The organism is Streptomyces sp. NPDC043738, assembly GCF_056436545.1.
Genome location: NZ_JBWKCJ010000005.1, coordinates 137,538 through 154,556, shown reverse-complemented (window position 1 = coordinate 154,556; position 17,019 = coordinate 137,538). Strand labels below are relative to the sequence as shown.

Below are 17,019 nucleotides of genomic sequence, written 5' to 3'. Positions count from 1 at the left end.
GGGGCCGCCGTGCTGTGCGGGGCGTGCGGTCAGGCCTGCGGTGCCGCCTTGACCGCGGAGATGTCGAAGGTGAGCTTGACCTTGTCGCTGACCATCACACCGCCGGTCTCCAGCGCGGCGTTCCAGGTCAGGCCCCAGTCGGAGCGCAGGATCTCGGCGCTGCCCTCGAAGCCGACCCGCTCGGCGCCGTAGACGTCGGTGGCCGAGCCGTTGAACTCCAGGTCGATGGTGAGCGGCTTGGTGACGTCCCGGAGGGTGAGGTCCCCGGTGATGCGGTACCGGTCACCGGCCACCCGCTCGGCGGCGGTGCTGCGGAAGGTCATCAGCGGGAAGGCCTCGGCGTCGAAGAAGTCGGCGCTGCGCAGATGGCCGTCGCGGTCCGAGATGCCGGTGTCGATGCTGGCGATCTTGACGTCGAGGGAGGCGGTGGAGCGGGCGGGGTCGGCGCCGTCGAGCGTGAGGGCGCCCTCGTACTCGCCGAACGCACCGCGGACGTTGGTGACCATGGCGTGCCGGACGGTGAAGCCGATGCTGCTGTGCGCCGGGTCGATGGTGTAGTCGCCGGTCAGTGCGGCGAGCGCGGGGTCCGCCTCGACGAGGGCGGCAGGGGCGGCGGTGTCGGCGGTGCGCTTGCGGGTGAACAGAGCCATGGCTCCTCCTCCGGGACGGATCAACAAGGTGGTTTAACGTTCAACGAGATTCACCGTAGCGGCATATAGTTCAACTTTCAACCTCTGTGGTGGTGGGTTCGTTCGGCCGGGGCGCACGGGCCGGGTTCCGCCGGGCGGGTGGTGGTCGGCGTTGCGGCACGGTCATTGCCGCTGCGCACGGGCCCGTGCTAGACCATCGGGAACTCCCAAGTGCGCAGCGCCACACCCCAGTTGACGCCATGGAGAGGACCGACCGTGCCGCTCGATCCCGTGCCGTCCGCCTGGTCACGCCGAGGATTTCTCACCGCTTCCGCCGCGGGCGCGCTCGGCCTGGCGGCCGCCCGGCCCGCGGCCGCCGGCACCGGGAGCGCCGCCCCCGTCGATGCCTATGCCGCCCTCCGGGCCCGCTGGTGCGAGCTCGCCCTCGGTACCGGCTTCGACCCCACCGCTCCGCCGTATGCCGCCGTGCTCAAGGAGACCGGCGACCTCGCGGCCGCCTACCAGGCGGCGATGCGGCCGGCGGCCCACTCGCTCTGGGACGACTGCCCCTACGATCCGCCGTCCGGCATCACCCGGAGCTACAACCGGCTGTGCACCATGGCCCACGCCTATGCCCAGCCCGGCACCGGCCGCACCGGCGACACCGGTCTCGCCGACTGCCTGGTCACCGGCCTGGACCACCTCGAGGCCACCGTTTACCGCGCCGGCACCACCCGCTACGGCAACTGGTGGGAGTGGCAGATCGGCAGCCCCAGACTCCTCCTCGACACCCTCGCGATCCTCGGCGACCGCCTGCCCGGCGACGGGCTGCCCGACGATCTGCGCGACCGCTGCCTCGCCGCCGTCGACCACTTCGTCCCCGATACCATGCTCGGCGACTACACCGGCACCAGCACCGGCGCCAACCGCGTCGACCTGTGCCGGGTGGTCGCGCTGCGCGGCGTCCTCGGCGGCGCCCCCGCCAAGATCGCACTGGCCCGGGACGCCCTCTCGCCGGTCTTCCCCTACGTCACCGAGGGCGACGGCCTCTACGCCGACGGCTCCTTCGTCCAGCACTCCTGGGTCGCCTACTCCGGCACCTACGGCTATGTCCTGCTCGACGGCCTGGGGCGGCTGTTCACCCTGCTCGGCGACTCGCCCTGGCAGATCACCGACCCGGCCCGGCAGATCATCTTCGACAGCGTCGAGCGCGCATACGCCCCGCTGCTCCACAACGGCCTGATGATGGACAGCGTCAACGGGCGTGCCGTCAGCCGCGGTTATCTGCAGGGCGACGAGCGGCGGGTGATGCGCAGCGACCACTACCACGGGCATGCGCTGATCGCCGCCGTCGCGCTGCTCGCCGAGGCCGCGAGCAGCGCCGAGCGGGCGCGCTGGCACGGCATGGTCAAGGGCTGGATCGCCCGCGACACCACGCTGCCGGTCCGCACCGACCGGCAGTACGGCGTCGCCGACCTCGCCCGCCTGCACAAGATCGCCGACGGTCCGGTGGCCGCCGCCCCCGAGCCCGTGGGGCACCGCCTCTTCCCGGCCATGGACCGCGCCGTGCACCGCCGCCCAGGCTGGGCCGCGGGCCTGGCCATGGCCTCCGACCGCATCACGTACTACGAGAACGGCAACGGCGAGAACCCGCGGGGCTGGCACACCGGCGCCGGCATGCTCTATTGGTGGGGTGCGGACTTCGGCGGCGACCAGTACACGGACGCCTTCTGGCCCACCGTCGACCCCTACCGGCTCCCCGGAACCACCGTGTCCACCAAGCGGCTCGCCGACAACGAGGGCGGCGGCTGGGGCGAACCCAAGCCCACCGCGCGCTGGGTCGGCGGCACCACCGACGGCGAGTTCGCCGCGGTCGGCCAGGACCTGCGCGGCCTGTCCTCGACCCTCACCGCCCGGAAGTCCTGGTTCGCGCTGGCGGACTGCGTCGTCTGCCTGGGCGCCGGCATCAGCTCCGGCGACGGCGTGCCCGCCGAGACCGTCGTCGACAACCGCTGCCTGGGCGAGCACGGCACCCAGACGCTCACCGTCGACGGCGTGGTCCGGCCCGCCGCGCTCGGCCGCCGGGACTCCTTCCCGTGCGCCCGCTGGGCCCATCTCGCCGGGCACGGTGGCTACGTCTTCCCCGGCGGCGCCGCCGTGAACGTGCTGCGCGAGGCCCGTACCGGCTCCTGGCACGACATCAACGCCACCTCCTCCCGGCAGCCCTTCACCCGCCGCTACCTCACCCTCTGGCACGACCACGGCACCGATCCGGTCGACGCCCACTACGCCTACCTCCTGATGCCGGGTGCCACCCCCGCCGCCGTGGCGCGGCGGGCCGCCGACCGGCGCTGGCTGACCGTGCTCGCCAACGACGCCGGCCGGCAGGCGATCGCGGTCCACCCGCTCGGCGTAACGGCGGCCAACTTCTGGCGGGCCGGCCGGGCGGGGCCGCTCGAAAGCAGCGGTCCGGCGAGCGTGCTGGTGCGCGAGCGGCGGGCCGGGGCGCGGGGGCGGACGGCCCGGCTGTGCGTGGCCGCACCGGACCGCTCCGGCGATACGCTGGAGATCACCTGGTCGCGGCCGGTGCGCGCGGTGCAGGTGCATGATCCGGCGATCGAGGTGCTGGCCACGGGGCGTTCCCTGCGGCTGCGGCTGAGCCCCGGCAGGAGTTGCGCCACCCACGGCTGCACGGTGCGGCTGGGCTGACCCGCCCCTGCCCGTGCCTCCCACCGTCGGTCACGACAACATCCCTCCGCTGTCGTTTGTCGGGCCCATACAGCACAGGAGCGCTCCCACCACCCGAACGGACGCCGGGACGCAGGCCGGGGACAGGACGGTTCTGTACTGCCTGCCCACCAAAACGCATGGGACGTTGTACGAAACCGACATCGGTGTGCGGCGCCCCGCACACGTACCGTCGATACATGACCACTGTCGAAGATCTGCCCGCCGGCGCCACCGACGCCCGCGGGCGTGTCGCCGAGCTGCACGCCATCCGTGAGCAGGTCCGGCGAGGACCCAGCGAGCGGGCGACCGAAGCGCAGCGTGCCAAGGGCAAGCTGACGGCACGCGAGCGGATCGAGCTGCTGCTGGACGAGGGTTCGTTCAACGAGGTCGAGCCGCTGCGGCGGCACCGGGCGACGGGCTTCGGCCTGGAGGCCAAGAAGCCCTACACCGACGGCGTGATCACCGGCTGGGGCACCGTCCACGGCCGGACCGTGTTCACCTACGCACACGACTTCCGGATCTTCGGCGGGGCGCTCGGCGAGGCGCACGCCACCAAGATCCACAAGATCATGGACATGGCCATCCAGGCCGGTGCCCCGCTGGTCTCCCTCAACGACGGCGCCGGCGCCCGCATCCAGGAGGGCGTCTCCGCCCTGGCCGGCTACGGCGGCATCTTCCAGCGCAACACCAAGGCGAGCGGGGTCATCCCGCAGATCTCGGTCATGCTCGGCCCGTGCGCGGGCGGCGCGGCCTACAGCCCCGCCCTGACCGACTTCGTCTTCATGGTCCGCGAGACCTCGCAGATGTTCATCACCGGCCCCGACGTGGTGCGCGCGGTGACGGGCGAGGAGATCACCCAGAACGGCCTGGGCGGCGCCGACGTGCACGCCGAGACCTCCGGCGTGGCGCACTTCGCGTACGACGACGAGGCGACCTGCCTGGAGGAGGTCCGCTACCTCCTCTCCCTGCTGCCGGCCAACAACCGCGAGAACCCGCCGACGGTCGCCTGCGAGGACCCCGCCGACCGCTCCGGTGACGCGCTGCTGGACCTGGTCCCGGCCGACGGCAACCGCCCGTACGACATGCGCAAGGTCATCGAGGAGATCGTCGACGACGGCGAGTACCTGGAGGTCCACGAGCGCTGGGCGACCAACATCATCTGCGCGCTGAGCCGGCTCGACGGCAAGGTGGTGGGCATCATCGCCAACCAGCCGCAGTCGCTGGCCGGTGTGCTGGACATCGAGGCGTCCGAGAAGGCCGCCCGCTTCGTCCAGATGTGCGACGCCTTCAACATCCCGATCATCACCCTCCTGGACGTCCCGGGCTTCCTGCCCGGCGTCGACCAGGAGCACGGCGGCATCATCCGGCACGGCGCCAAGCTGCTCTACGCCTACTGCAACGCCACCGTCCCGCGGATCTCGATCGTGCTGCGCAAGGCCTACGGCGGTGCGTACATCGTCATGGACTCGCAGTCCATCGGCGCCGACCTGACCTACGCCTGGCCGACCAACGAGATCGCGGTGATGGGCGCCGAGGGGGCCGCCAACGTCATCTTCCGCAAGCAGATCGCCGAGGCGGACGACTCCGAGGCCATGCGCACCCGCATGGTCAAGGAGTACAAGTCCGAGCTGATGCACCCGTACTACGCGGCCGAGCGCGGTCTGGTCGACGACGTCATCGACCCCGCCGACACCCGCCACACCCTCATCCGCGCCCTGGACATGCTGCGCACCAAGCACGCGGACCTGCCGGCCCGTAAGCACGGCAACCCGCCCCAGTAGCCACATCCCGCACCGCACCCGGCACCACGCCCACCGCGACGACGGAGAAGACACCGTGAACCCTGCCCATCGCACCGACTCGATCCGTGTGGAGAAGGGCCAGGCCAGCGAGGAAGAGCTGGCCGCCCTGACCGCCGTCCTCCTGGCCCGCGCCGCTCACCGCCCGGCCGCCCCGGCCGGCCCGCGCGCCACCGCCGCCCGCTGGCGCCGCCTGGAGCGCCAGAGCGGCTTCCACGGCGCCACCAGCTGGCAGCGCTGAACGACCGAGGAGTGACCGAGGGGCCCCGCACGATCGCGGGGCCCCTCGGAGTTTTCGGACCCGGCCGACCCGCACCGCCGTGATGTGCGGCTCCGTCGCTTATCGGCCGCGGTGTTCCGGTTCGGCAGTCGGCGTCCGAATCAAGGCGTAGGTTCGCCCCAATCATCGGGAGCAGAGCTGTTCAAGCCGAGATCCCCGTGCTGGCATGCGCTCGTCATCCACTCCTGGTGTTCCCGCGCCGCGGGCCCTAGGACGACCGGAAGGAAGTGCCCATGCTCAGCACGCTCGGTGCTGGTGCCGCAGTGGCATCCCTGCTCCTCGCCGGATCGGCATCCCCCACCTCGCCGGCACGCGTCGGCGATGAACCGCCCACCGGAAAGATCACCATAACCGTCGCCACGGTCAACGGATCGGGCTGCAGACCCGGCAGCGCCGCGGTGGCCATCGCCCCCGACAACACCGCCTTCACCGTCACCTACAGCGAGTACCTCGCCCAGGCGGGCGGCTCCAGCAAGCCCACCGACGCCCGCAAGAACTGCCAGATCGCCCTGAACGTCCATGTCCCGCAGGGCTTCACCTACGCCATCGCCCGGGCCGACTACCGCGGTTACGCCTCCCTGGCCCCCGGCGCCAAGGGACTGGAGCAGGCGAACTACTACTTCCAGGGCCAGCAGGAGACGGCCCGCAAGAGCCACTCCTTCACCGGCCCCTACGACAACAACTGGCAGACGTCGGACGAGACCGACATCGACGCCCTGGTGTACGCGCCCTGCGGCGAGGAGCGCTACTTCAACATCAACACCGAGCTCCGGGTGGACGGCAAGTCCGCGGACCCCAGGGCCACCAGCTTCATGGCCATGGACTCCACCGACGGCAGCATCAACACCGTGTACCACTTCGCCTGGAAGGAGTGCCCCGCGCGCCGGTGACGCCGCCGCGCCGGCCGCGGGCCCGCACACGGCCGGGCACGGGCCCGCGGCCGGGTACGACGAAGACCCCCGCACCCAAGAGGTGTGGGGGCCTTTCGTACGGCGCGAGCGGGCACGGGGAGCCCGTACGCGGCGCTGCGGTGTCCCCGGGGCCCGGGGAGGCCTCGACTAGCGCAGGCGGGCCATCAGCGCGTGCTCGACCAGCGTGATGAGCGCGCTCTTGGCCTCGCTGCGGTGCCGGGCGTCGGTGGTGATGATCGGCGCGTCGGGGCCGATCTGCAGCGCCTCACGGACCTCGTCGGGCGTGTAGGGCTGGTGCCCGTCGAAGCCGTTGAGGGCGATGACGAACGGCAGGCCGCTGTTCTCGAAGTAGTCGACGGCCGGGAAGCAGTCGGCCAGGCGGCGGGTGTCCACCAGGACCACCGCGCCGATGGCGCCGCGCACCAGGTCGTCCCACATGAACCAGAAGCGGTCCTGACCGGGCGTACCGAAGAGGTACAGGATCAGGTCCTGGTCCAGCGTGATCCGGCCGAAGTCCATCGCCACGGTCGTGGTCGTCTTGTCCGGCGCGTGCGTGAGGTCGTCGATCCCCGCGGAGGCGGAGGTCATCACGGCTTCGGTACGCAGCGGATTGATCTCTGAGACGGCCCCGACGAACGTGGTCTTGCCCACGCCGAAGCCGCCCGCCACCACGATCTTCGCGGAGGTGGTGGAGCGGGCTGCACCGCTAGAGCTTGCGAAGTCCACTGAGCACCCTTTCGAGCAGTGTCACATCTGGCTGTCCGCCGGCGGTCTCGTCCCCGCCGGGCTGATGGATGGCGACGAGTCCGGCCTCCGCCAGGTCGGCGACGAGGATCCGGGCGACGCCGAGGGGGATGGAGAGAAGCGCGGAGATCTCGGCTACTGACTTGATCTCGCGGCAGAGGTGGCAGATGCGCTGGTGCTCCGGCAGCTGGCCCTGCAGCTTGGCGGGGTCGGCGGTCGTGCTGACCAGCGCCTCGATGGCGAGCTGGTAGCGCGGCCTGGTCCGGCCTCCGGTCATGGCGTACGGGCGAACGAGCGGGTTGTTCGCGCCGGTGGGGGAGGGCTCGGGTGCACGCCGCTGCGGCTGCACCGGCTGGATGCGCGGCGCCCGCGGCTCGTCGTACACCGACGGCTCGTACGGCTGGGAGCCGTACGGCCGGGGCTGCTGCTGCTGTGGCTGCGGCGGCTGGGGCCGCTGCGGCCGGCGGCTCGGCGCAGACGGGAAGTTGAAGCGGTTGTGATGGGTCTCGCCCACAGGTCCGGACTCCTGCCCGGAACCGTACGGGTATCCGCTAGGGGGCGTTGCCACGTCTCCTCCTCCAACTTGCCTGTCTGACGCCGGTCGCGCCACCGAACCATAAGGCGCGGGGGCGGGAAACGCACTGCCTGTCTGTTAGTTGAGAAGACTTCCCTGCAGTTCGGCGCGCAGGTCCGGCGTCAGGACGCTACCCGCACGGTCGACCAGCAGGGCCATTTCGTAGCCGACCAGACCGATGTCGCACTCGGGGTGCGCGAGCACGGCCAGCGACGATCCGTCCGAGACGGACATGATGAAGAGGAAGCCGCGCTCCATCTCCACCACGGTCTGGTTGACACTCCCGCCCTCGAAGATGCGGGAGGCGCCGGAGGTCAGCGAGGTCAGCCCGGAGGCCACCGCCGCCAACTGATCGGCTCTGTCCCGAGGGAAGCCCTCGGACATGGCAAGGAGGAGACCGTCCGCGGAGACCACGACCGTGTGCGACACCCCAGGGGTGTTCTCCACGAAGTTGGTGATCAACCAGTTCAGATTCTGCGCCGCCTGGCTCATCGGGCTCACACTAACGCTCCTGATCGTAGGTGCTGCCGGGGCCGAAGCCCTGTTGGTCATTCTGGGGGACCCCGGAGGGGTCCGTGCCGACGCTGCGTCCCTGCTGGACACCGCGGCGCAGGTTGCTCAGCCTGCCGCGGACGTCCTCCGGGGCGCGGGAGACCTGGGGGCCGCCCTGTGGCGTCTGCTCCGCGGCGCCTTCGACCAGGTTGGCCTTGGGCACTCGCCGGGGGAGGCCGGAGGCTGTGACTCCGCCCGCCTTCGGCTCGCGCAGCCGCTCCGCCCGCTCCCAGCGCTCGTCGTTGGAGCTGCGCCAGTCCGAGCCGTCCTGGCCGGTCTCCGGCGTGCCCCGTTGCTGCTGAACCTGCGGTGCCTGCTGGTCGCGGCCTCCGCGGCGCGGAAGGCCGACGTCCGTCAGCGAGGGGGCGTCGCTCGGTGTGGGGCCCGGACGCTCGAATGGTACGCGCTCAGGGGCTTCAGCGGGAGCGGCAGTTGTATTCCGGTCAGATTCCGCTTCGGTCCCGAAGTAGCCCTCGAATGCGGGGCGTTCGGCCCATTCGTCCGGCTGTGCCGGTTCGTGGGAGACGTATGGCTGCTGGCCGGTGGTCTCCGCGGGGCGCGGATCGCCGAATGCCTGGTTGCCGTGCGACCGGTCGTCGTAGAGCGGTTGATCGGCTTCCGCATACGCCTGGGGGGCGAAATCCTGGGACGAAAAGTCCTGGGATGGGAAATCGTGGTAACCGGTGGCGGACGCCTGGTCGCGGAAGAGCGGGTTGCTCGCGTTCTGGCCGTCGGCCGGCTGCTCGCCGCCCGCCTGGGCCTCCAGGGCCGCCCGGCGCTCCTCGCGCATCAGCGAGCGGCCCACCATGTCCAGGTCGCCGCCCTCGGGCAGGCTGTAGCGGCTGTCGTCGAAGCCCAGCTCGGCGGCGGTGCGCTGCTGGCTGTCGTACGTCGGGTGCTGGTGCTCGGGCACGATCCGGGAGACCGTGAAGTCGTCCTCGAACTGCTCCTCGCCGCCACCGCCGTGGGTGATCGCCTCGGGCAGCATGACCAGGGACGTGGTGCCCGCCTGCTCGCCGGAGGGGCGCAGCTGCACCCGGATCCCGTGCCGGTCGGCCAGCCGGCCGACCACGAACAGGCCCATGCGCTGGGAGATCGCGGCGTCCACGCTCGGCGGGTTGGCCAGCTTGTGGTTGATGTCCGCGAAGTCCTCGGGGGTCAGCCCGATGCCCTTGTCGTGGATCTCGATCATCACCCGGCCGTCGGGCAGCCGGGTCGCGGCCACCCGCACCTTGGTCTGCGGGGAGGAGAACGTGGTGGCGTTCTCCAGCAGCTCGGACAGCAGGTGGATGAGGTCGGTCACGGCGGTGCCGTGGATCTCGCTCTCGGGGACGCCGGTGAGGTCTATTCGCTCGTACGACTCGACCTCACTGATCGCCGCGCGCAGCACGTCCACCAGCGGCACCGGCTGGTTCCAGCGGCGGCCGGGCTCCTCGCCGGCGAGGATCAGGAGGTTCTCGCCGTTGCGGCGCATACGCGTGGCGAGGTGGTCGAGCCGGAAGAGGCTCTCCAGCTGGTCCGGGTCCGCCTCGTTGTTCTCCAGGTCGGTGATCAGCTCCAGCTGGCGCTCGATCAGGCCCTGGTTGCGGCTGGAGAGGTTGGTGAAGATCGCGTTGACGTTGCCCCGCAGCAGCGCCTGCTCGGCGGCGAGCCGGACGGCCTCGCGGTGCACCTGGTCGAAGGCGCGGGCGACCTCGCCGATCTCGTCGGTGGTGGCGATCGGGATGGGCGTCACGCGGGTGTCGACCCGGCCCGGGTCGGTCCGCGAGAGCTGGTCGACCAGCATCGGCAGCCGCTGCTCGGCGACGCCGAAGGCGGCGTTGCGCAGCTGGCGCATGTTGCGGCTCATCCGGCGGGCCATCAGCCCGGCCACGACGAACGCGATGATCAGGGCGGCCAGCACGATCGCGGAGTCGACGAAGGTGGACTGGCGGGCGTCGGCGGAGATCTGCGCCGCCTCGTCCACGGCCTTGTTCGCCAGGTCCTTCTCGATGGACCGGTACATGTTGAACTTGCCGGTTGCGGCCGTGAAGTAGGCGTCGGAGGTGATGCCCTTCGGGCTCAGCGCCTCCGGTGCCGCGCCGGTGCCGATCCAGATGGACATCTGGTCGATCGACGGCGGGGTGCGGAAGGGCTGGTTGGCGGCCTGCGCCTGTTCCTTTGCACGTGCGATCTTCTGCTGGGCGGCCTGCTTGAGCGCCGCCGCGTCGTTCTTGAGCCGCGCGACGTCCTCGGGCGTGCCGCCGGAGGTGTACTCGCCGATGGCGATGCCCTCCAGGTAGCGGTACGACGCGAAGGCGGTCAGCTGAAGCTTGTGCTCCTTGCCGCCCTGCGGGGACGCCGGGTCGACCAGGAGGTGGGTGCCGATGGACCGCTGCAGCGACACGGCGGCCTTGGCCAGCGCGACGGCGTAGACGGTACGGCCGTAGGAGGTGATGTTGCCGGTGCCCAGGCCGAGTTCGTTGGCGAACTCCATCAGCGGGTGCTGGACCTCGACATAGCCCTCTTCGGTCTGCACACCGCGCAGCTTGGAGGTGAAGGCGGCCGCGCGCAGCTGCTGGAGCTTGGGCTCGGTCTTCTCGAACGAGGCGAGCCGGCGGTTGAGGCCCGGCTTGTCCGGCATGGCCTTGGCGGCCTGGTGGAACGCGTCGGCGGCGGCGTCGGTGGCGTCCCGCGCCTGCTGCACGACCGGGTCGTCCTTCTTGCCCTGGAGCAGCGGCGCCGCGGTGCGGTCCCGCTCGTCGATCAGGGCGTTGCTGTAGGAAAGCGCGGCGCGAACGAGCTTCGCGGTGTTCTCCGCGTCCTGCGCGTCCCGCCAGGTGGTGAGCGAGCTGTCCACCCGCAGGCCACCCAGGACCAGGGCGACCAGCACGGGGATCAGCAGAATGGCGTTCAGGCGGGTCGCCACGCGCCAGTTGCGCGGGGAGTACTTACCGCCGCTGACCGGAGGCTTGGCGACCGTGTTATCGGACGCGTCGGCAGCCGGTACGCCACCTCTGGGTGGCGGGGTGAAGTTGCCCCGCCGCGGCTCCTGCGGCTCGGGGCTCGACTTGCTTCGCCTCACTCGACCAACAACCTCTCGGCGCCGGCACTACCTGCTGTGCCGTTTCTTCTGGGCGTTCCTACTCCGGAGTTCAGCGAATTTCAGCACGTCAGGGCGGTGCGTTCCAAACACTGGACAAAGCCGGGAGAGGGCCGGAAGCGCCTTAGATAAAAGGGGCGTTAAGGGCGAGCCGCGCCAAAATGCAGGCGCTCTGTGCGCGCAGCGAAGCCAGGCATGCGCATGGGGTGTCGAAACGCCGACGATTCACTGTCGAAACGTTATGAAGCAAATTTGTCGGCGTGTCGAAGGACACAGATCCAATCGCGCACGCCGGGAACCGGCCCGGCGCGCCGCACCGGGCCGACGGAAGCCGACTTCCGCACGGCCCGCGCCGAGCACGGCGCGGGCCCTGGGGCGGCCCTACTGCAGACGGGCCATCAGCGCATGCTCGACCAGCGTGATGAGCGCGCTCTTGGCCTCGCTGCGGTGCCGGGCGTCGGTGGTGATGATGGGGGTCCCGGGGCCGATCTGCAGCGCCTCACGGACCTCGTCGGGCGTGTAGGGCTGGTGCCCCTCGAAGCCGTTGAGGGCGATGACGAACGGCAGGCCGCTGTTCTCGAAGTAGTCGACCGCCGGGAAGCAGTCGGCGAGCCGGCGGGTGTCGACGAGGACCACCGCGCCGATGGCGCCGCGCACCAGGTCGTCCCACATGAACCAGAAGCGGTCCTGACCGGGCGTACCGAAGAGGTACAGGATCAGGTCCTGGTCCAGCGTGATCCGGCCGAAGTCCATCGCCACGGTCGTCGTGGTCTTGTCCTGGACGTGGCTGAGATCGTCGATCCCCGCCGAAGCGGACGTCATCACCGCTTCGGTACGCAGCGGGTTGATCTCCGAGACCGCGCCGACGAACGTGGTCTTGCCCACGCCGAAGCCGCCCGCCACCACGATCTTCGCGGAGGTGGTGGCGCGCGCCGCGCCCCCGGAGAAGCCGCTGTCAGAGCTTGCGAAGTCCACTGAGCACCCTCTCCAGCAAGGTCACGTCCGGCGTGCCGCCGGCCTCACCGCTGCCGCCGGGCTGGTGGATCGCCACCATCCCGGCTTCCGCCAGGTCCGCGACCAGAATCCGCGCCACACCCAGCGGGATGTGCAGCAGCGCCGAGACCTCGGCGACCGACTTCACCTCGCGGCACAGGTGGCAGATGCGCTGGTGCTCGGGCAGCAGCCCGGGCAGCTGGGAGGGGTCGGCGGTCGTGCTGACCAGCGCCTCTATGGCGAGCTGGTAGCGCGGCCGGGTCCGGCCTCCGGTCATGGCGTACGGGCGCACCAGCGGCTGATCACCTTCGCTCCCGTACGGCGCCTGGCTGTAGGCGCCGTACGGGCCGGAAGTGGCAGGTGGCGGGGTCATGGGTCCTCCGGACGGGACAGAGTGTCTGTCGTCGGGTTGGGCCGGTGGGGGGTGGCGGCACGAATGGATGGTGGGGTGCTGGACATGAGGCGCTGCGGGCGCCTCAGTGCAGCAGGCTGCCTTGCAGTTCGGCGCGCAGATCCGGCGTCAGCACCGTTCCCGCGCGGTCGACCAGCAGGGCCATCTCGTAGCCGACCAGGCCGATGTCGCACTCGGGGTGCGCGAGCACGGCCAGCGACGATCCGTCCGAGACGGACATGATGAAGAGGAACCCCCGCTCCATCTCCACCACGGTCTGGTTCACCGTGCCGCCCTCGAAGATGCGGGAGGCGCCGGAGGTCAGCGAGGTCAGCCCGGAGGCCACCGCCGCGAGTTGATCGGCACGGTCGCGCGGGAAGCCCTCGGACATCGCGAGGAGCAGTCCGTCCGCGGAGACCACCACCGTGTGCGACACCCCGGGGGTGTTGTCCACGAAGTTGGTGATCAACCAGTTCAGGTTCTGCGCCGCCTGGCTCATCGGACTCAACTAACGCTCCTGCTGGTGAGTGGGATCGACGGTGCCGTGGGTGCCGGTGGTCGACGTCCCGGCCTGCCGGCCCTGCTGGATACCCCGACGCAGATTGGTCAGCCGGCCGCGCACATCGCTGGGCGCGCGCGAGACCTGAGGACCGCTCTGGTGGGACTGCTGCTGCTGCGCGGTGCCCGCGACGAGGTTCGCACGCGGGACCCGCCGGGGCAGCCCGGAGGTGGTGACACCGCCCGAGGCCGGCTGGCGGATCTGCTCCGCCTGCCGCCAGGTCTCGTCGTTCGGCGAGGAGCGCCACTGCGCGGCGGGGTCGGCCGGCGCTTCGTCGCGCCCGGTGTCGACCGGCGCCTCACGCCGGGCACCGGCGTCCTGCGCGGCCCCGCGGCGCGGCAGCGGCGCCGCGTCGGCGGTGTCGGCGCCCTGCTGCGGCACACCCGCGGCGGCGGCCGCCGGGTGGCTGAACCAGTTGGACTCGATGGTGTCGAAGATCGGCGTACGGCCGTCCCCGGGACCGGCGTCCGCGGCACCGAGCACATCGCCGTCCAGCGCACCGCGGTCCTGCGGCTGCGGGAACTGGCCGGTGTTCTGGCGCTCGTCGGCGTACGGGGCGGGCTCGGCGTCCGGCCGCTGGAACTGGCGGGCGTCGAGCTGTCCGGTCTCGTACGGGTCGGGCTCGGCGGGCTGCGGGAACTCACCGGTCGCGTACTGGCCGGTGTCGCTGTCCGGGCGCGGGTACTGGCCGGTGTCGCCGTCCGGACGCGCGAACTGGCCGGTCGTACCGGAACCGTCCGCGGCCGGGCCACGGCCGGCCGGGCGACCGCCCTGCGGGGCGTCCGCGGCCGACGGCGGGTTGGCGAAGTCGGGCCGGGCGAACGCGGCGGTGTCGCCGGGGCCGCCGCTCGGCGCGGGCCGCTCGAAGCTGCCGGTGCTCTCCGGCTCCTCGTGGCCGCGCGGCTGGTCCTGCGTCTGGCGGGGCGCCAGCGGCCAGTCGTCGGAGCCGCCGCGCTCGCGGCGCGCACCCCAGCTCGTACCGCCCGGCTGCTGACCGCCGCGGCCGTCCTGGCCGCCCTGGCCGCCGGCCGGCGAGGCCCCCGGCAGCTCGGCCGCGGCGCTGCGCGGCGGCAGCTGCGGACGCTCCTCACGGCGCGGCGCGCCGGTCGGCGGCGCCACGGTGGCCGCGGGGCCGCCGTCGGCGCCACGGGTGGGCAGCGGGCGCGCACCACCGGGGCGGGCGCCGGTCGGCGCGGAGGCGTTCGGGGCGCCCGCGCCGGGAGCACCGGTGCGGCCGCCGGGCGCCGGCGAACCGAACGCACCGGGTGCGCCGCCCGGGCCCCCGCGAGCGGGCAGCGCGGGGCGCTGGCCGGGCGCCGGACCCGCACCGACCTGGCCGCGCGGCTGGAGCCCCGCGAGCCGGCTGGAGGGCGCGCCGCCGGCGTCGCCGGAACCGCTCTTGGCGTTGCTGGGCGCCGGCTTCTTGCCGCCCTGGGCGACGTCGACCGGCAGCATGACCAGGGCGGTGGTGCCGCCGGAGTCGGAGGGCCGCAGCTGGATGCGGATGCCGTGCCGCAGGGACAGGCGGCCGACCACGAACAGACCCATCCGCCGGGACACCGAGACGTCCACGGTCGGCGGGCTGGCCAGCCGCTCGTTGATCGCGGAGAGGTCCTCGGGGGACAGGCCGATACCGGTGTCGTGGATCTCGACCAGCACCCGGCCGTCGGGCAGCGCGTGACCGGTGACCTTGACCTTGGTCTGCGGGGAGGAGAACGAGGTGGCGTTCTCCAGCAGCTCGGCGAGCAGGTGCACGAGGTCGTTGACGACCCGGCCGGCGACCTCGGTCTGCGGGACGGCGTTGAGCTCGATCCGCTCGTACTGCTCCACCTCGGAGGCCGCGGCGCGCAGCACGTCGACCAGCGGAACCGGTCGCGTCCACCGGCGTCCCGGCTCCTCACCCGCGAGGACCAGGAGGTTCTCACCGTTACGGCGCATACGGGTGGCGAGGTGGTCGAGCTTGAAGAGCGAGGACAGCTGGTCCGGGTCGGCCTCGCGGGACTCCAGCTCGGAGATCAGCGAGAGCTGGCGCTGGATCAGGCCCTGGCTGCGGCGCGAGAGGTTGGTGAACATCGCGTTGACGTTGCCCCGCAGCAGCGCCTGCTCGGAGGCGAGGCGGACCGCCTCGCGGTGCACGTCGTCGAAGGCCGCGGCCACCCGGCCGATCTCGTCCCGGCTGTGCACACCGACCGACTCGACGGAGGTGTCCACGTCCTGCGGGTCGGACTCCGACAGCTGCTTGACCAGCTCGGGCAGCCGGTCCTGGGCGACCTTCTGCGCGGTGTCCTGCAGCCGGCGCAGCGAGCGGACCATGGACCGCGCCACGACGAACGCGCCGACCAGCGAGACGCCGAGGACGAGCAGGATCACCGCACCGTTGATGATCGCGTCCTGCGTGGCCTCGTTGCGCAGCTCGCGGGACTTCTGCTCCATCTCGGAGAGCAGCGTGGTCTCGATCCGCGACATCTCGTCGATCTTGACGGTGTCGGAGTCGTACCAGTCGAGGTAGCGGTAGTCCTGGCTGCGGATGCCGGAGCCGCTGGCGAAGGCGCGGTGCGCGAAGGCGACCGCGGCCTTGATCTCGTCGTTGTTGCCGTCGAGACCGCGGGTGAGCGCGCCGGCGTTGTTGGAGTAGATCTGCTGGAAGCGGTCGCGCGCCGCCTTCTCGCTGTCCTCGGCGTTACGGCCGGCCAGCCGGTCGTTGGAGGACAGCTCCGGGCCGCCGTCGTGGGCGAGGCCGGCGCTGACCAGGGCGCGCTGGATCGACGCGTACTCCTTGGCGGAGGAGAACGCCGCCAGCGCACGGGTGGAGCGGATCATCTCCGGGTTGCTGGTCGCCTGCGCCATGTCCTGGGAGAGCGACAGCAGCGAGTTGATCAGCTGGTTGTAGCTGGTGACGGTCCGTGCCGCGTTGCCCTCGGACTTGTAGGCGTTGGCACGGATCTCGTTGAGGGTGTTGAGCTGGCGGGTGATCTCCAGGACGGTCGCCCGGACACCGGCCATCGTGGCGTCCTGGCCCCGGATGTCGTCGGTGGCCTGGTTGAACGACAGCTTGGCGCGGTCGGTCGCCTCACGGGGCGCGACGACGTTCGCGTCGTCCTTGACGTTGCCGCTGCCGGCCAGCGGACCGGCCGACTTGTCCCGCTCCACCTGCAACGCGTCGGCGAGCTCGGTCGCCTGACGGGTCATCTCGGTGAGCAGCTGCATCTTGTCCAGCTGGTCGATGCTCTCCAGCTGGGCGCCGATACGCATGCCGCCCAGCGTGGTCGCGGCGACGACGGGAAGCGCGAGCAGGGAGACCAGGCGGGTACTGATGCGCCAGTTGCGCAGCGCTATTCGCGAGCCGGGCCCGCTGGGGCCGCCTTTCGAGGCGGTGGGCTTGCCGCTGTCCGCGGTGTCGCCGCCCGGCGCCTGGCTGCCTCCGTCGACGGGCAGTGTGCCCCCGGCGGAACCGTTGCTCTGGGCGCGCTGGGGCGAGGAGCCGCGGTCGGTCCCGCCGCGGAGCTCCGGGTCCGCCGCAGCGCTGCCATCCCTCTTGAAACGTCCCTGCACTAGCGTCGCAACCTCTGGACCAGGCGTCCCACCTCGGCGGGACGGTGTCGAGTCGTAATAGGGGACCGCTTAAGTCCCCCATGGCGGTCGTGAGTGACCGGCGGGCTGCCCCCTCTGGCCGAGAGAGCGGCACCACCGCGCGGCGCCACTTTGCGCCCTGCGCGCCGGCTGAAACGTGCGGCGGTCCGTGGAATTCCAGCACAGTGCAGGATCTCCAACAAGA

13 protein-coding genes are annotated in these 17,019 nt (G+C 71.6%); 4 read left to right on the top strand and 9 right to left on the bottom strand.

All coding sequences use genetic code 11. From position 1 onward, the window contains the following. Nucleotides 1-29: 29 nt before the first annotated feature. A complete protein-coding gene (locus tag AC0680_RS09865; protein WP_478626399.1) occupies nucleotides 30-650 on the bottom strand; it encodes a YceI family protein in 621 nt (206 codons plus the stop codon). A gap of 255 nt (nucleotides 651-905) precedes the next feature. Between AC0680_RS09865 and AC0680_RS09860 the strand changes: the two genes are divergently transcribed. The 4 genes from AC0680_RS09860 (at nucleotide 906) to AC0680_RS09845 (ending at nucleotide 6,328) form a co-directional block, all read left to right on the top strand. Further along, nucleotides 906-3,338 (top strand): polysaccharide lyase 8 family protein, encoded by a 2,433-nt coding sequence (locus AC0680_RS09860; protein WP_478626397.1) that lies wholly within the window; start codon nucleotides 906-908, stop codon nucleotides 3,336-3,338. 218 nt (nucleotides 3,339-3,556) lie between these two features. Beyond that, nucleotides 3,557-5,140: an acyl-CoA carboxylase subunit beta gene (locus AC0680_RS09855; protein WP_384433791.1), complete on the top strand. Its 1,584-nt coding sequence runs from the start codon at nucleotides 3,557-3,559 to the stop codon at nucleotides 5,138-5,140. A 55-nt stretch (nucleotides 5,141-5,195) separates the two neighbouring features. Further along, nucleotides 5,196-5,399 (top strand): acyl-CoA carboxylase epsilon subunit, encoded by a 204-nt coding sequence (locus tag AC0680_RS09850; RefSeq protein WP_384433788.1) that lies wholly within the window; start codon nucleotides 5,196-5,198, stop codon nucleotides 5,397-5,399. Between the two features lie 272 nt (nucleotides 5,400-5,671). After that, the gene (locus AC0680_RS09845; RefSeq protein WP_478626395.1) at nucleotides 5,672-6,328 is read left to right on the top strand and encodes a DUF4360 domain-containing protein; all 657 of its coding nucleotides are present in this window, start codon (nucleotides 5,672-5,674) and stop codon (nucleotides 6,326-6,328) included. A 168-nt stretch (nucleotides 6,329-6,496) separates the two neighbouring features. Here the strand turns inward: AC0680_RS09845 and AC0680_RS09840 are convergent, their stop codons facing one another. The 8 genes from AC0680_RS09840 to AC0680_RS09805 form a co-directional block, all read right to left on the bottom strand. Continuing rightward, the gene (locus AC0680_RS09840) at nucleotides 6,497-7,075 is read right to left on the bottom strand and encodes a GTP-binding protein (RefSeq protein WP_073447656.1); all 579 of its coding nucleotides are present in this window, start codon (nucleotides 7,073-7,075) and stop codon (nucleotides 6,497-6,499) included. Further along, nucleotides 7,056-7,661 (bottom strand): DUF742 domain-containing protein, encoded by a 606-nt coding sequence (locus AC0680_RS09835; protein ID WP_478626393.1) that lies wholly within the window; start codon nucleotides 7,659-7,661, stop codon nucleotides 7,056-7,058. The genes AC0680_RS09840 and AC0680_RS09835 overlap by 20 nt, the downstream gene beginning before the upstream one ends. Nucleotides 7,662-7,745: 84 nt before the next feature. Then, complete coding sequence (locus AC0680_RS09830) at nucleotides 7,746-8,159, bottom strand: roadblock/LC7 domain-containing protein (protein ID WP_384433849.1); 414 nt, start codon at nucleotides 8,157-8,159, stop codon at nucleotides 7,746-7,748. Nucleotides 8,160-8,169: 10 nt separating this feature from the next. Further along, nucleotides 8,170-11,283 carry a nitrate- and nitrite sensing domain-containing protein gene (locus AC0680_RS09825; protein ID WP_478626391.1) on the bottom strand — a complete coding sequence of 1,038 codons (3,114 nt, stop codon included), beginning with the start codon at nucleotides 11,281-11,283 and terminating at the stop codon, nucleotides 8,170-8,172. Between the two features lie 399 nt (nucleotides 11,284-11,682). Further along, the gene (locus tag AC0680_RS09820; RefSeq protein ID WP_478626389.1) at nucleotides 11,683-12,276 is read right to left on the bottom strand and encodes a GTP-binding protein; all 594 of its coding nucleotides are present in this window, start codon (nucleotides 12,274-12,276) and stop codon (nucleotides 11,683-11,685) included. Further along, nucleotides 12,257-12,667 (bottom strand): DUF742 domain-containing protein, encoded by a 411-nt coding sequence (locus tag AC0680_RS09815; RefSeq protein WP_030087818.1) that lies wholly within the window; start codon nucleotides 12,665-12,667, stop codon nucleotides 12,257-12,259. The genes AC0680_RS09820 and AC0680_RS09815 overlap by 20 nt, the downstream gene beginning before the upstream one ends. A gap of 103 nt (nucleotides 12,668-12,770) precedes the next feature. Continuing rightward, the gene (locus tag AC0680_RS09810) at nucleotides 12,771-13,184 is read right to left on the bottom strand and encodes a roadblock/LC7 domain-containing protein (protein WP_018087200.1); all 414 of its coding nucleotides are present in this window, start codon (nucleotides 13,182-13,184) and stop codon (nucleotides 12,771-12,773) included. A gap of 9 nt (nucleotides 13,185-13,193) precedes the next feature. After that, entirely contained in the window at nucleotides 13,194-16,796 is a 3,603-nt protein-coding gene (locus AC0680_RS09805; RefSeq protein WP_478626387.1) for a sensor histidine kinase, read from the bottom strand. Nucleotides 16,797-17,019: the final 223 nt, after the last annotated feature.